General features: G+C 54.5%; 12 protein-coding genes. 9 read left to right on the top strand and 3 right to left on the bottom strand.

What is annotated here, in order from left to right; translation table 11 throughout:
- The first annotated feature begins 232 nt into the window (after positions 1–232).
- Positions 233–2,146: a methyl-accepting chemotaxis protein gene (locus tag H650_RS00640; RefSeq protein WP_016495753.1), complete on the top strand. Its 1,914-nt coding sequence runs from the start codon at positions 233–235 to the stop codon at positions 2,144–2,146.
- Positions 2,147–2,224: 78 nt separating this feature from the next.
- Here H650_RS00640 and H650_RS00635 read toward each other — a convergent pair whose 3' ends face one another.
- Together H650_RS00635 and yajD are read right to left on the bottom strand one after the other, a co-directional pair.
- Entirely contained in the window at positions 2,225–3,256 is a 1,032-nt protein-coding gene (locus H650_RS00635; protein ID WP_016495752.1) for a S66 family peptidase, read from the bottom strand.
- Positions 3,257–3,392: 136 nt separating this feature from the next.
- A complete protein-coding gene (gene yajD, locus H650_RS00630) occupies positions 3,393–3,740 on the bottom strand; it encodes an HNH nuclease YajD (RefSeq protein WP_013365700.1) in 348 nt (115 codons plus the stop codon).
- A gap of 559 nt (positions 3,741–4,299) precedes the next feature.
- Between yajD and H650_RS00620 the strand changes: the two genes are divergently transcribed.
- On the top strand, positions 4,300–5,511 hold the full coding sequence (locus H650_RS00620) for an MFS transporter (RefSeq protein WP_016495750.1): 1,212 nt from the start codon (positions 4,300–4,302) through the stop codon (positions 5,509–5,511).
- A 45-nt stretch (positions 5,512–5,556) separates the two neighbouring features.
- Here H650_RS00620 and H650_RS00615 read toward each other — a convergent pair whose 3' ends face one another.
- Positions 5,557–6,354 (bottom strand): helix-turn-helix domain-containing protein, encoded by a 798-nt coding sequence (locus tag H650_RS00615; RefSeq protein WP_016495749.1) that lies wholly within the window; start codon positions 6,352–6,354, stop codon positions 5,557–5,559.
- Positions 6,355–6,565: 211 nt separating this feature from the next.
- Here H650_RS00615 and cfa point away from each other — a divergent pair, with 211 nt between their 5' ends.
- From cfa to gcvA, 7 genes are all read left to right on the top strand, one after another.
- Complete coding sequence (gene cfa, locus H650_RS00610; RefSeq protein WP_016495748.1) at positions 6,566–7,714, top strand: cyclopropane fatty acyl phospholipid synthase; 1,149 nt, start codon at positions 6,566–6,568, stop codon at positions 7,712–7,714.
- Between the two features lie 94 nt (positions 7,715–7,808).
- On the top strand, positions 7,809–8,528 hold the full coding sequence (locus tag H650_RS00605) for a (Fe-S)-binding protein (protein ID WP_016495747.1): 720 nt from the start codon (positions 7,809–7,811) through the stop codon (positions 8,526–8,528).
- 9 nt (positions 8,529–8,537) lie between these two features.
- Positions 8,538–9,971 carry a LutB/LldF family L-lactate oxidation iron-sulfur protein gene (locus tag H650_RS00600; protein WP_016495746.1) on the top strand — a complete coding sequence of 478 codons (1,434 nt, stop codon included), beginning with the start codon at positions 8,538–8,540 and terminating at the stop codon, positions 9,969–9,971.
- Positions 9,971–10,666: a LutC/YkgG family protein gene (locus tag H650_RS00595; RefSeq protein ID WP_016495745.1), complete on the top strand. Its 696-nt coding sequence runs from the start codon at positions 9,971–9,973 to the stop codon at positions 10,664–10,666. Before H650_RS00600 ends, H650_RS00595 begins: the two co-directional genes overlap by 1 nt.
- Before the next feature lie 120 nt (positions 10,667–10,786).
- On the top strand, positions 10,787–11,152 hold the full coding sequence (locus H650_RS00590) for a helix-turn-helix transcriptional regulator (RefSeq protein WP_082071774.1): 366 nt from the start codon (positions 10,787–10,789) through the stop codon (positions 11,150–11,152).
- A gap of 66 nt (positions 11,153–11,218) precedes the next feature.
- A complete protein-coding gene (locus H650_RS00585; protein ID WP_016495743.1) occupies positions 11,219–12,007 on the top strand; it encodes a phosphotransferase in 789 nt (262 codons plus the stop codon).
- A 92-nt stretch (positions 12,008–12,099) separates the two neighbouring features.
- Positions 12,100–13,005 carry a transcriptional regulator GcvA gene (gcvA, locus tag H650_RS00580; protein ID WP_016495742.1) on the top strand — a complete coding sequence of 302 codons (906 nt, stop codon included), beginning with the start codon at positions 12,100–12,102 and terminating at the stop codon, positions 13,003–13,005.
- Positions 13,006–13,059 lie beyond the last annotated feature (54 nt).

Below are 13,059 nucleotides of genomic sequence, written 5' to 3'. Positions count from 1 at the left end.
ACACGGCTTTTTTCGCTATCTATAATGCAATGTGCTTCATTTACTTAAAATATATTTTTCGCCTGCAATTTTTTTCTTTTTTTCATTAAAAAATGTGCGGCAATTGTCGATAAGTATTTTGATAAGTCCTGTCTCCAGCGTCCTCTTAAGAAGTGAAGACACCTGCAATCTGATAAGAAGTGAAAATGAAACCGTCTTTTGAATATTAAGAATTATTATTGAGGATACCTCTATGCCAAAGCTGTTACCGTCAATAAAAAACCTGCCTGTCGCTGCCAAGCTGTTTGGCGGATTTGCGGTTTTGATAATTATCATTGTTCTGTCTTCACTTATCAGCATTCAGCAATCCAGCAATATTCGCGACCACGCCCTGAAAGGAAAATTAATCAATGAAATCAGTACGGAGCTAAATACCGCGCGGCGTAACCGTTTGACGTATCAATTAAACCACGATGAAAAATCCCTTGAGGCGAACAAAGTCGCCATTGAAAAAATGGACCAGAAAGCAGTTACTGGCCTGGACTACACCTGGGACGATGACGCCCGCGTGTTGTTTGATGAACTGCGCAGCACTATCCCGGATTACGCCACTCACCGGGACACGTTTGTTAAGCTGGAAAAAGTGACCGTCGGGCAGTCACAGAACCTGACATCAGCTGATATGAAAACCCTGCTCAATCAATTCACTACCCGCCTTGAGCAGCAGGAAACCACCACCAAAAACGAGATAGCGTTGCTGAACCGCCTCAACAATATCTGGACGACGGCGTATGAGATCCAGTCATCGGCGGGTAAGCAAGGAATGGACATTTTTGCCCGTCAGTACGATGACGCAACGAAAATGCTTAACGCTGAAAATGCGGCGTTTAGCGCTGAAGACAAAGAGATGGCGCAGGCGTTTCTCAGCGGCCTGCAGGGGCACGTCACAGCATATGCGGCTGCATTAAAAGAGTCGCAGAAGGCGGCGACGGAATTGACCGCCGTGGCAGAAAAAATTAATACCGTTACCTCGAATTTGGTTACAGGCCAGACGCAGAAAAATATCGATATCATTCAGCGGGTGATGATCATCATGGGCGTGGTTGCCCTTTGCGCCGTACTGACGGGGTTACTGGTCGCCTGGCTGCTTACGCGCCAGATGACACGGCAGATAAAACACAATCTGACGCTGGCAGAACGTATTGCCGAAGGTGACCTGACCGCAACCATTGAGCCTCAGTCAAAAGATGAACTGGGTCGCCTGACGCTGGCCATGGGCGTGATGAACGACAAGCTTCGCGAAATGATCACCCAGATAAAAGAGTCGGTGGTTCATGTTGCCAATGCCTCTTCGGACATTTCAGCAGGCAATACGGATCTGGCCTCCCGCACAGAACAGCAGTCTGCCGCGGTGGTTGAAACGGCGGCCAGCATGGAAGAGTTGACCTCAACGGTTAAGCGTAATGCCGACAACGCGCGTGAAGCCAGCCAGCTCGCGGTGCTGGCGGCGGAACATGCGCGTTCCGGTGGGAAAATTGTCTGGGATGTCGTCAGCACGATGGAGACGATCACCGAAAGCTCAAACAAAATCACCGATATTATCAGCGTCATCAATGGCATCTCTTTCCAGACCAATATCCTTGCGCTAAACGCAGCCGTTGAGGCGGCGCGCGCAGGTGAACAGGGGCGCGGTTTTGCCGTGGTGGCGGGAGAAGTAAGAAGCCTTGCATCGCGCAGCGCTCAGGCCGCCAAAGAGATCGAAAGCCTGATTAAAGAGTCCGTACAACGTGTGGTCACCGGTTCAGAAATGGCCAATAAAGCCGGGACGACGATGGAGCAGATTGTCTCTTCTGTCACCAATGTGAGTGGCATCATGAACGAAATCTCCAGTGCGTCGGAAGAACAGAGCAGAGGTATCGATCAGATTGGTAAGGCGGTCACCGAGCTGGATTCAACGACACAGCAGAATGCCGCGCTGGTTCAGGAGTCGTCTGCGGCATCATCATCACTGGAACAACAGGCTGAGCAACTTGCACAACTGGTTTCGGTGTTCAAACTGCGTTCCGATACCGTTAAGCCGAAAAAAAGCGTAGCGGCGCCTCACCGCAAGGTTGATCTGAAGCCCGCAACGTCGACAGGTCATAGTGCTGACTGGGAATCGTTCTGACGGTTATGACTTGCCAGTAAGTGCCCTCCTGATGAGGAGGGCACTGTTCGCGGCCAAGTGATAAACGGTGGCGGCTTATTACCTGTCTGACAGCCAGGGTTCGACGATGGATACTTTCTGATTGTCAAAATCAAGGGTAAGCGTTGAACCAAGGGGTAAAGTCAGCATCGGATGCGTGTGGCAGCAATCAAAACCATCCACGATCGGAACGTTTTCGTCACCTAAAACTTCGCGCAATACATCGTAAGGCGTCCGGCCGCTTCCGGCGTTATCGAATAATTCATGTTTACCAAGAAGGATCGCCCGCACTTTTTTAAACACGCCATTGAGTTTCAGCATCACGAATGAACGTTCAACGGTGGCAATATCTTTTAAGCTATCTTCAATGAACAGAATGTCACCGGATCGTATTTCAGGCATCCATTCACTCCCCCAGATACCCGATAACGTATTCAGGTTACCGCCAATAACGCGCCCTGTGTGTACCCCCTGCCCGATAAACCGGCAATTATTCGCATACAGTGTTTTAGCCCGTACCGGCTCGGCATCATCCCAGTTAAGCCGTTCATCCGTCCATTTTTCCGGTAAAACATAGTCGTAGTGACCGTTATTCTGTCCGCAAAGTATTTCAATAAACGCGTGATAAGTGGCATCCACCAGCGGCGGAAATTCACCAAATGAAGCAACCAATGCCGGGCCATAAAAGGTAACTAATCCCGTTCGCGCATAAATTCCCGCCAGTAACGCAGTGGTATCTGAATAACCAATGATTATTTTTGGGTCTGCTTTCAGGGCGTCATAATCAATAAAAGGCAGTAAGGCGTTACTATTATTTCCCCCTATTGTCGACATCACACAGCGAATTTGCGGATCGCGAATAAGTTCGTTGAACTCCTGCGCTCGCTCCGCAATCGTGCCGGAGCGATAGAAATCAGACTTGCCGGTCAGACGACCGGCTTGAAGACGAAACCCTTTCTCCTCCAGGAAGCGTTTCCCACGGCTAAACCGATTGGGTGCCGTGGTGGTTACCGGCGCTGATGAAGAGAAAAAACCAATGGTGTCACCGACCTGAAGAGGCGGCGCCAGAAGAGGCTTGCTGAAGTTAATCATTGGGATCCTTGTCTGTACTTACCTGCCAGCTTGCGGGCAAAACCTGTTTAGCACGCTTACTTAACGCCACGACTGACGGCTTGTTGCCAACCTGCCCGGCACTGATTTTTGCGGGCAGGAGCGAACGGTGCTGGCGCTATTTTTTCTTATTCAGCATCGATTTTAAATCGGCAAAGGGGTTATACGTCGCGGCCCCGACATCTTTCTGCGCGTCTTCCCCCGCCACTACGGTAGTGCCGTACTGATCGGCTTCCGTATATTTCGAGTGTTCGTGGTCATGGCAAAACAGACACAACAGCTCCCAGTTGCTGCCATCTTCCGGGTTATTGGTATGGTCGTGATCGATATGGTGAACCGTTAATTCTCGCAGATTTGAATAGACAAACTCGCGGGAACAGCGCCCGCACACCCACGGATAGATTTTCAGTGCTTTCTCACGATAACCGCTTTCCAGCCGCGCGTAGTTTTTTGGGATCAAAGCCATTGCCAGTGCCACCTGTTATAAAAAGATAGTTTTCTACTATATCCCAAAAGCGACGCACTGACGTAACCCGCAGCGGTGAATGGCTGGCAACACACCGCTGCTGGCCGTCTGCTTTATTAGCCTGTTAGTGGAGCGGCTTAACTCCGCTACCGAAGCGGTGGTTGATCGCATTTGACTGGCACGCCATCCGCTAGCTAAAAACGCCACAATATCGGCAGTGCCGCCCAAAGCACGGCGCTGCTGATGGTCGCTGTTGTCCAGGCGTGCTTTTGCTGGCATAGCCGTCAAACACCGTCGGCATCGTCAGCCGCCTTGAAGATACAGACTCACCACACGTTTGCAGTCGACCGCCTTTCCTGCGCCCCTTCGCCAGCACGACAGAATGTTACATTTATGTATCACACGATTGACGTGAAAGCCGATTATTATCCCTTCTCACAGGTGTTCGATACGGCATCTGTTTTGTCTGCCAGCCGCCGGAAGCGGATAACAACCCGCTTTCAGGATGCGGAAAACCGGGACTTCAGGAACGCAGCGCATGCACATAAAAAGGGGTTCTATGCCGTTACGCTCGCTACAGGCACTCTGTTTAGTGAATTTTTTCATGGCGGATGTCAGGGATGGCCTTGGCCCCTTTTTGGGGATCTTTCTCACTGAGCATCACTGGCAAGCCGACAACATTGGCTGGATGATGACAGCCGGCGGTCTGGCGGGTCTGGTGGCGACCATGCCTTCCGGGCTGGTCGCTGACGCCACCCGGCATAAGCGCGGCATTCTCGTTACCTGCTGCTTGCTGATCACCGCCGCCACGCTGTTACTCTGGGCGTATCCGACACTTTTTGTCGTCGGTTTTTCACAACTTGTCACCGGCATATCCGCCGCGTTTATTGCGCCGCTGTTAATGGGTATTACGCTTGGCTTAACCAGCCCGTCTGGCTTTAACCAGCAGATGGGCAGGAACGAGGCGTTTAACCACGGCGGAAATATGAGTGCCGCGATCCTGGCGGGCATTCTGGTGGGGTATTTCGGTACCGATGCCGTTTTTATTCTGATGACCGGCATGGCGATATGCGCAACGTTCGCGGTATTTGCTGTTCGCAATAACGACATTGATAACCGCGCCGCACGGGGGCTCAGTCACGGCGAAGATCCGGCGGCCGTCCCCCGCCTCAGTGCGATTATCACCCACCCGGCCCTTATTGCGACCGGCGTGACGCTGATGCTGTTTCACCTGGCTAACGCGGCGCTGCTGCCGATGCTCAGCATGCGGGTGGCCTCCGCGCCCGGCGGGGAAATGAGCGCCGGTGTATATGCGGCGGCGACCGTCATTATTTCGCAACTGGTGATGATCCCCGTCGCCTTATTTGCCGCCGCCAGGGCGGGAAAATATGGTTACCCGTTGCTGATTACCGCAGCGTTACTGGTTCTGCCGCTGCGCGCGGCGCTTGCCTGCGTCTCGGCAGGACCGCTTTTTATGATCCCGGTTCAGATACTGGATGGCGTGGCCGCAGGGCTGCTGGGCGTGGCGGTACCCGGTTATATCGTTAAATTGCTGGAAGGCAGCGGGCACACCAACGCCGGGCAGAGCTTTATCATGCTGTTGCAGGGTGCCGGAGCCGCATTCAGCCCGGCGATGGCGGGAACAATTGCGGCGAAATACTCCTACAGCGTGGCGTTTGCCGTGCTGGGTGCAATCGCCCTGCTGGCGCTGGTTATCTGGTGGCTACGCCGGCTTTTTTCAGGTGTTCGTAAAGAGCGGCAGTATGAATGACGCGCGCCCCGGCGCGGCTGAAAAAGCGCGGCGGGTAGTCTCTGTTTAATAGCGCGTTGGCGGCACGCCGAACATGGCGCGAAACGCAAAGGTAAACGAGGCCGGGCTTGAATAGCCAAGCTCCAGCGCCACCTGCGTCACGCTGCGTTTGTTTTTTAACATCACCACGGATTCCAGCAAACGCACCCGTTTTTTCCATTCGCTGAACGCCACGCCGGTCTCCTTTTTGAAACGGCGCGAGAACGTGCGCACCGACATACCGCTACAGGAGGCCCACTGTTCAATACTGTGCGCGTCGCCGGGGGTTTTCTGGATCTGGCTGCAAACTCTCGTCAGCAACGGTGATACCGGCCAGGAGACCGATAACCCGGCATCGGGTAAACGTCTGAGCAGCGAAATCAGCACCTGCACTAACTGCGCGTCATCGCCTGCGTCGTCATACTTTTCCGGCACGTTTTGCGTGGCGTAGTGAATATACTCACGCACAAAATCACTCACCACCACCACCTTACTGCCGCTAAAGGGGATGGTGGCAAAATCGGCCTCGACATACAGGCTTTCCAGCAATACGTCGCTGCCGGCAAGAAGACGGTGCGGCACGCGCGCCGGGATCCAGACGCCGTAAAGCACGGGCACCACCAGCGTCTTCCCTTCAATTTCCACCCGCATACTTCCCTCGCGCGCATAGAGAAATTCCGCAAACGGATGCTCATGCATGTCCACGCCCGTATCGCCGCGTAAAGGGTAACTGCGAAAGTACACCGGGCGAGGCAAGGTCATCAGCACCGGCGCGGGCTGGCCGCTAATGGGCTGACGAGGCGGCAACACAAGCTTTGAGCACATAACAACCTGACCTCTATTCGATGAAGTTTGTCTTGATAGCACAGCGCAGGCAAAACGGGTTTCCTGAATAATGAACGGGTCATAAATATATTTCACCCGTTGTGAACAATTTACCAGCCAGCTGCCTGAGCGATAAGCCTTTTTCGCACTGACGGGCAGTGAATAACGGGGGAATTACCGGCTGAGCGCACGCTACGTTGAAGGAAAGATGATGGCTAACGAATGTACCGTCGATGTGATCAGTAAACCCGGCCACTGGCTGCGGATCGTCCAGGAACTGCTGTCCCAGGCAGGCATCATGATTAATGGTCCCGAGCCCTGGGATATCCGCGTGCATGACACGCGTTTTTTCAGGCGCGTGTTGCAGCAGGGTTCACTCGGGCTCGGTGAAAGTTATATGGAGGGCTGGTGGGATTGCAAACAGCTCGATGCGTTTTTTGACAAGCTATTGCGCGCCAGACTTGATGAGCAGCGCCCGGCGCGTTTGGCCGACCTGATGCGCATTGCCGCGGCTCGCATCATCAACCCTCAGTCCCGTCGCCGCGCCTGGCAAGTGGGCGAAGTGCATTACGATCTGGGTAACGATCTGTTTAGCCGCATGCTCGATCCCCATATGCAGTACTCCTGCGGTTACTGGAAAAACGCCGATGAACTCTGCGCGGCGCAGGAGGATAAGCTCGCGCTGATCTGTGAAAAACTGCAGCTTAAACCGGGCATGACGCTGCTGGATATTGGCTGCGGCTGGGGCGGTTTAGCGCAATACGCGGCGCGCCATTATGGTGTCAGCGTTGAAGGCATCACCATTTCGGCAGAGCAAAAAGCCTACGCCGAAAGCCACAGCGAGGGGCTGGATATTCGCATCCTGTTGCAGGATTACCGCGATCTGGATAAACGCTATGACCGCATCGTCTCCGTCGGCATGTTCGAACATGTCGGGCCGAAAAACTATGCGACCTACTTTAACGCCGTCGATCGCTGCCTGAAGCCAGATGGTCTGTTTTTACTGCACTCCATCGGGTCGAATAAAACCCTGCATAATGTCGATCCCTGGATCAATAAATACATTTTCCCGAATGGCTGCCTGCCCTCCTTAAAACAGATTACCGAAGCCAGCGAGCCCTATTTTGTTATCGAAGATGTGCATAATTTCGGTGCCGATTACGACAAAACATTAATGGCCTGGCATCGCCGTTTTAATCAGGCCTGGCCGCAAATAGCAGGCAATTACTCCACGCAATTTCATCGCATGTTTAATTATTACCTCACCGCCTGCGCGGGCGCATTTCGCGCCAGAAATATCCAGCTCTGGCAAATCGTATTAAGCCGCGGCGTCACCGGCGGGCTGCGCGTGGCGCGCTAAAGAGACGCGTAAACAGGTAAGCGCAAACGCCCTTGCCGCCTGCCTGAAATGAAAAATAACGTTATGCCGTTATCTTCGCTGGAAGCTAAATAATATGAACGTAAATTTTTTTGTTACCTGCATTGGGGACGCACTTAAATCGCGCATGGCGCGAAACAGTGTCCTGCTACTCGAACAGTTAGGCTGCCGTGTGCAGTTTCCTGAAAAACAGGGCTGCTGCGGTCAACCGGCAATTAATAGCGGCTACATTCGTGACGCCTTGCCGGGTATGAAAGCGCAAATTGCGGCGCTGGAAATCAACGACTACCCGATTATCTCGCCTGCCGGTTCCTGCATGAACGCGATCCGCCACTATGGGGACTGGCTGGTCGATGAACCTGAGTGGGCGATGCGCGCCGCGAAGGTTGCCAGCCGCATGGTTGATCTGACCTCCTTTATCGTTAACCAGCTTGGCGTAACCGACGTCGGCGCGCGCCTGCCAGGACGGGCGGTCTATCACCCCTCATGCAGCCTGTTTCGTAAGCTCGGGGTACGTGATGAACCGCTAATACTGCTGCGCGAAGTGCGTGATCTGGAAATTGTACCGTTTGGCGCCCAGGAAACCTGCTGCGGATTTGGCGGCACCTTTTCGGTCAAAATGGCCGAAATTTCCGGCGAGATGGTGAAAGAAAAGGTCGCGCATATCATGCAAGCCAGGCCGGATTACCTGATTGGCGCGGATGCCAGTTGCCTGCTGAATATCGGCGGGCGTTTACAGCGTGAAGGCCAGAACGTGAGTGTGCTGCATATCGCTGATGTGCTGATGAGCCGCTAAGGAAACACTATGTCGCTAAAAACCAGCAATGTTCCTTTTTATGACCGGGTACAGCAGCAAATTGACGATCCGGTAATGCGCCACGCCGTGGCGAACGCGCAGGATCGGATCGGTATCAACCGGCAGAAAATGGTCGATGAACTGGAAAACTGGCCCGACTGGCGCTCGCACGCCGCTGAAATTCGTGCCCATGTTCTCGACAATCTCGATGCCTATCTTTACCAGTTAAGCGAAAAGATCCGCGCTAACGGCGGTCACGTCTTTTTCGCCGATACGCATGAAGATGCCACCCGCTATATTTTGCAGGTTGCCGGGGAAAAACGGGCGCGCAAAATCGTTAAATCGAAGTCGATGGTCACCGAAGAGATCGGCATGAACGCCGCGCTTGAAGCGGCTGGCATTGAGGTCGTGGAAACGGATCTGGGCGAGTATATTCTGCAACTCGCCAAAGATGCCCCCTCACACGTGGTGGTACCGGCCATTCATCGGGATCGCCATCAAATTCAGCAGGTGTTGCGCGAAAAGCTGGGTTATAACGGCCCCGAAACGCCGGAAGCCATGACGCGTTTTATTCGCCAGAAGATCCGCGAGGATTTTCTCAGCGCCGACATCGGCATTACCGGCTGCAACTTTGCAGTCGCGGAAACCGGCACGCTCAGTCTGGTGAGCAATGAAGGCAATGCCCGGCTTTGTACCACCGTGCCGAAAACGCATATCGCCGTGATGGGCATGGAGCGCGTGGTGCCGACATTCGCCGAGCTGGACGTCATCCTCACCATGCTGGCGCGCAGCGCGGTTGGCGCCCGTCTTACGGGATATAACACCTGGCTTACCGGCGCGAAAGGCAGCATGGAGAGCGACGGGCCGGAATCGTTCCATCTGGTTATTGTCGACAATGGCCGCTCGCAGGTGCTGGGCTCGCCTTTCCAGGACATCCTGCGCTGCATACGCTGCGGTGCCTGCATGAATACCTGCCCGGCCTACCGTCATATCGGCGGACACGGTTACGGCTCAATCTATCCCGGCCCGGTTGGCGCGGTGCTTACGCCGTTGCTCGGCGGTTATGATGATTTCAAAAACCTGCCCTATGCCTGCTCGTTATGTACCGCCTGCGATGATGTTTGCCCGGTGCGCATTCCGCTGTCGTCACTGATCCTTGAACACCGCCGCACGCTGGCGGAAAGCGGAAGAACGCCCGCCATGGAAAGACACACCGTTCATCTGTTCAATTACGCCAACCGTCACCCCCGGCTGTGGAAAGTTGGCATGGTTGCTGGCGCACGCGCCGCCCAACTGATGATCCGCAACGGCAAGATGCCCTTTACGATCTCAGCCATCGGCAAGTGGACGGAGGCCCGCGATCTGCCCGCTGCCGATGGCGAGAGTTTCCGCAGTTGGTTTAAAAAACACCAAAAACAGCATAAAAACGGGGAGCAAGCCTGATGGAAAACCGCGATGCGTTTATGCAAAAAATTGCCGGACGGCTCGGTCGCGAACCGCGTCAGATACCGCCGCCGCTGGAGTTTGCCGGACACACTCCGCTGACAAGCCGCTATGCCGGACAGATCCAGCAGCACCCCTGCGACAGTTTTATCGAATATGCGACCACGGTTATGCAGGCCCACTGCGAAGTGGCTCCGCTGGCACAAATTCCCCAGCTTGCCGAACGGATCTGTAACCAGTACGGCGGCGGTCCGCTGCTGATTAGCGGCGACGCCCGGCTGGCAAACATCGGTATCAGCGCGCATTTGCAGAACACATTTCCAGCACATTGCTGGGATTCAGCCAGCGGAGAAGAGAATCTGCGGCGCGCCGCACAAGCCAGTATTGGCGTGGTCTACGCCGAATATGGTCTGTGCGAAACCGGCGGTGTGGTGCTCTTTTCCTCCCCGCTACAGGGGCGTGCTATCAGCCTGCTGCCCACCACCACCCTGTTCGTTATCTATAAGAGCAGATTGCTGTATGGCGTCACACAACTGGCGCACGTTTTGCGCCAGCGGGTGAAGGAAGGCGAAACGCTTCCCTCGTGTATCAATCTTATCGCCGGACCAAGTTCGACGGCCGATATTGAGCTGATTAAAGTCGTCGGCGTCCACGGGCCGCTTAATGCCGTCTACTTAATTATTGAAGATTGCTGATGCGGATAACCTGACGGGCGGAAACAGGTCATCTGCCCGTAAACAGAATGACGCTTTTGCGTTCGGGGAGGAAACAGAGATAACTTCCCCAAGCGCCGCGCATTAACAGCGGGTATTGAAATGAGAAAAAAGTCCTCGTTATATCTGATGAGCTTAACCATCCAGGATATTCTCCAGTGGATAGAGCGCAATATTGCCGAACCCTTACCGCTTGGCGTGTTAGCGAAAAAATCCGGTTACTCTGCCTGGCATTTCCAGCGCGGTTTTAAACAAATCGCCGGCATGTCGCCTGGCGTGTACATCCGCTACCGGCGCATGGTGATTGCGAAAGCGTTGCTGAGCGAAACGCATCGCTCTATTACGGATATTGCGCTGCACCTGGGTTACCAGCAGCAATCAACATTCTGCCGCGCGTTTCGCGAACAGTATCAGTTAACACCAAGACAATATCGCCTGCTTGCTCAGGAGCAGTCGACGCAGGAATAAACCGCTCTCGCGTCGCCACCCTCCAGGCTACACTGAAACGCTCGACCCGCGCGCAAGGAATAAGGGATGACAGCTCAGGATTTATCAAAAATGGGGGCTGCGAACGTGGCGCTTTTTGTTGATGAGCATGGCCAGCGCGTCATTGAGAAATATCCCGTCAGTGAGGTTGAATATGCTTTCTATCAACATGTGGCGCACCGGCTCAACGCGGCAAAGATTGCCTCGCCAGGGCTGTTATTCGCCGATCCGGCGCGGCAGTTAGTAAGGCTTGAGTATATTCCCCACCCGGTTTCGCAGGATGCCGTGGCAGGTGATGAGGTGTTAGCGATGCTGGCTCGCTTGCATCGCGTTGCGCCAGAGGCGTCATGGCGCTATCACCCGCACAGCTGGTCAGTTTCCGCGCTGGAAAAATCGCTGGCGCTGCTGGCGTTGCCGGAACCGGCTTCGCAACAACTGCGCCGTTTTCAGCAATCCAGCGAGGTGCTCTTTCGCCATCCGGGGTTAATTTCCGGCGACAGCAATGCGGGTAACTGGGGACGACGGCATAACGGCGAGCTGGTGCTCTTCGACTGGGAACGATTTTCCACGGGAAGCCCGGCGATTGACCTCGCGCCGCTGATAAAAGGGATGGGCACCACACACGCTTTTCAGGCGCTTGCCGGGCGCTATTGTCGTATTGCGGATCATGCAACACCGCGCGAACTCGGCCGGGAGATTGCCCTCGCCAAAGCGTGGATTGTCACCGAAGTGGTCACGCTGCTTGCTGAGCGGCAGAAAACCGATCTTCAGCGCTATCTCGCCTGGTACCGGCAACATCTTCCGGACTGGTTAGACAGCACCGTTACCCTGCTCTGAATGGCGGCAGCTTACTGTCCTGTTCGCGTAGCTTTCCCCACGGTTTCGGCATAGGGTGTTATGAGCATTAGCTCATTAACAGGAACCGTAAGATGCGTGATCTTCCCCCCACTGCGACACTGCGCGCTTTTGAAGTGGCAACCCGCCACACCACCTTTACCGCGGCGGCGGCAGAGCTGTGTATAACGCAAAGTGCCGTCAGTCATCAGCTAAAAAATCTCGAGGAAATCTGGGGATTACCGCTGTTTCAGCGCGGCAAAACCCTCAGCCTGACGCCAGCCGGTGCCGCGCTCGCCCCGCTGGTACGTGAATTTTTCAGCAAACTGGAAACCACGCTGGCGGATTTGCGCGAGCAAAAAGGCCGGGTGCGGCTGCGCGTCAACACCACTTACTCTTTTGCGCTGAAATGGTTGCTCCCACGCTTGCCGGATCTGGCGCGCTTACACCCGGAAATTCTGGTCACGCTGGAAAGCACCGATCAGGCCATTAACTTCGCCAGCACCGATGCTGATGTGGCGATCCGCTTTGGTCACGGGAATTATCCGGCGCTGCATACAGAATTTATGTTCCGCGAGCAGCTTTTCCCGGTTGCCAGCCCGGCACTTTTGCAGCGTTTTGGCACGCCGGATGAACCTGCCGAACTGCTGCGCTACCCGCTGCTGACGCGCGATGGCGCCGATCTGGTTCCCAAATGGGACGCCTGGTTTAAGCAGGTCGGCGTTAATACCGATGTGCTGCATGAGAACGTGCGTTTCGCCGATACCAATATGACCATCGAAGCGGCGTTACTGGGCCAGGGAATTGCGCTGGCGCGCAGTGGGCACGTTGAAAAGGAGATCGCCGACGGCTCGCTGGTACGGCTTTTTGACGTGCCTTTCCCGTCGCCGGCCGCCTATTATTTTGTCTGCCCGCAGGGGATCGAAACACAGCCGCACATTGTGACATTCCGCAGCTGGCTGTTAGCAGAGTCACAACAGGCACAGCTTAACTATTGCTAAGTATGAGTATTTGTTCATGCTGGTGTGATGACACTTCACTTTTCATCCGGGTAT

Origin of the sequence: Enterobacter sp. R4-368 (genome assembly GCF_000410515.1) — a bacterium.
Taxonomy (GTDB): domain Bacteria; phylum Pseudomonadota; class Gammaproteobacteria; order Enterobacterales; family Enterobacteriaceae; genus Kosakonia.
The sequence above is the reverse complement of the archived record's forward strand: the minus strand, read 5'-3'. Positions and strand labels throughout refer to the sequence as shown.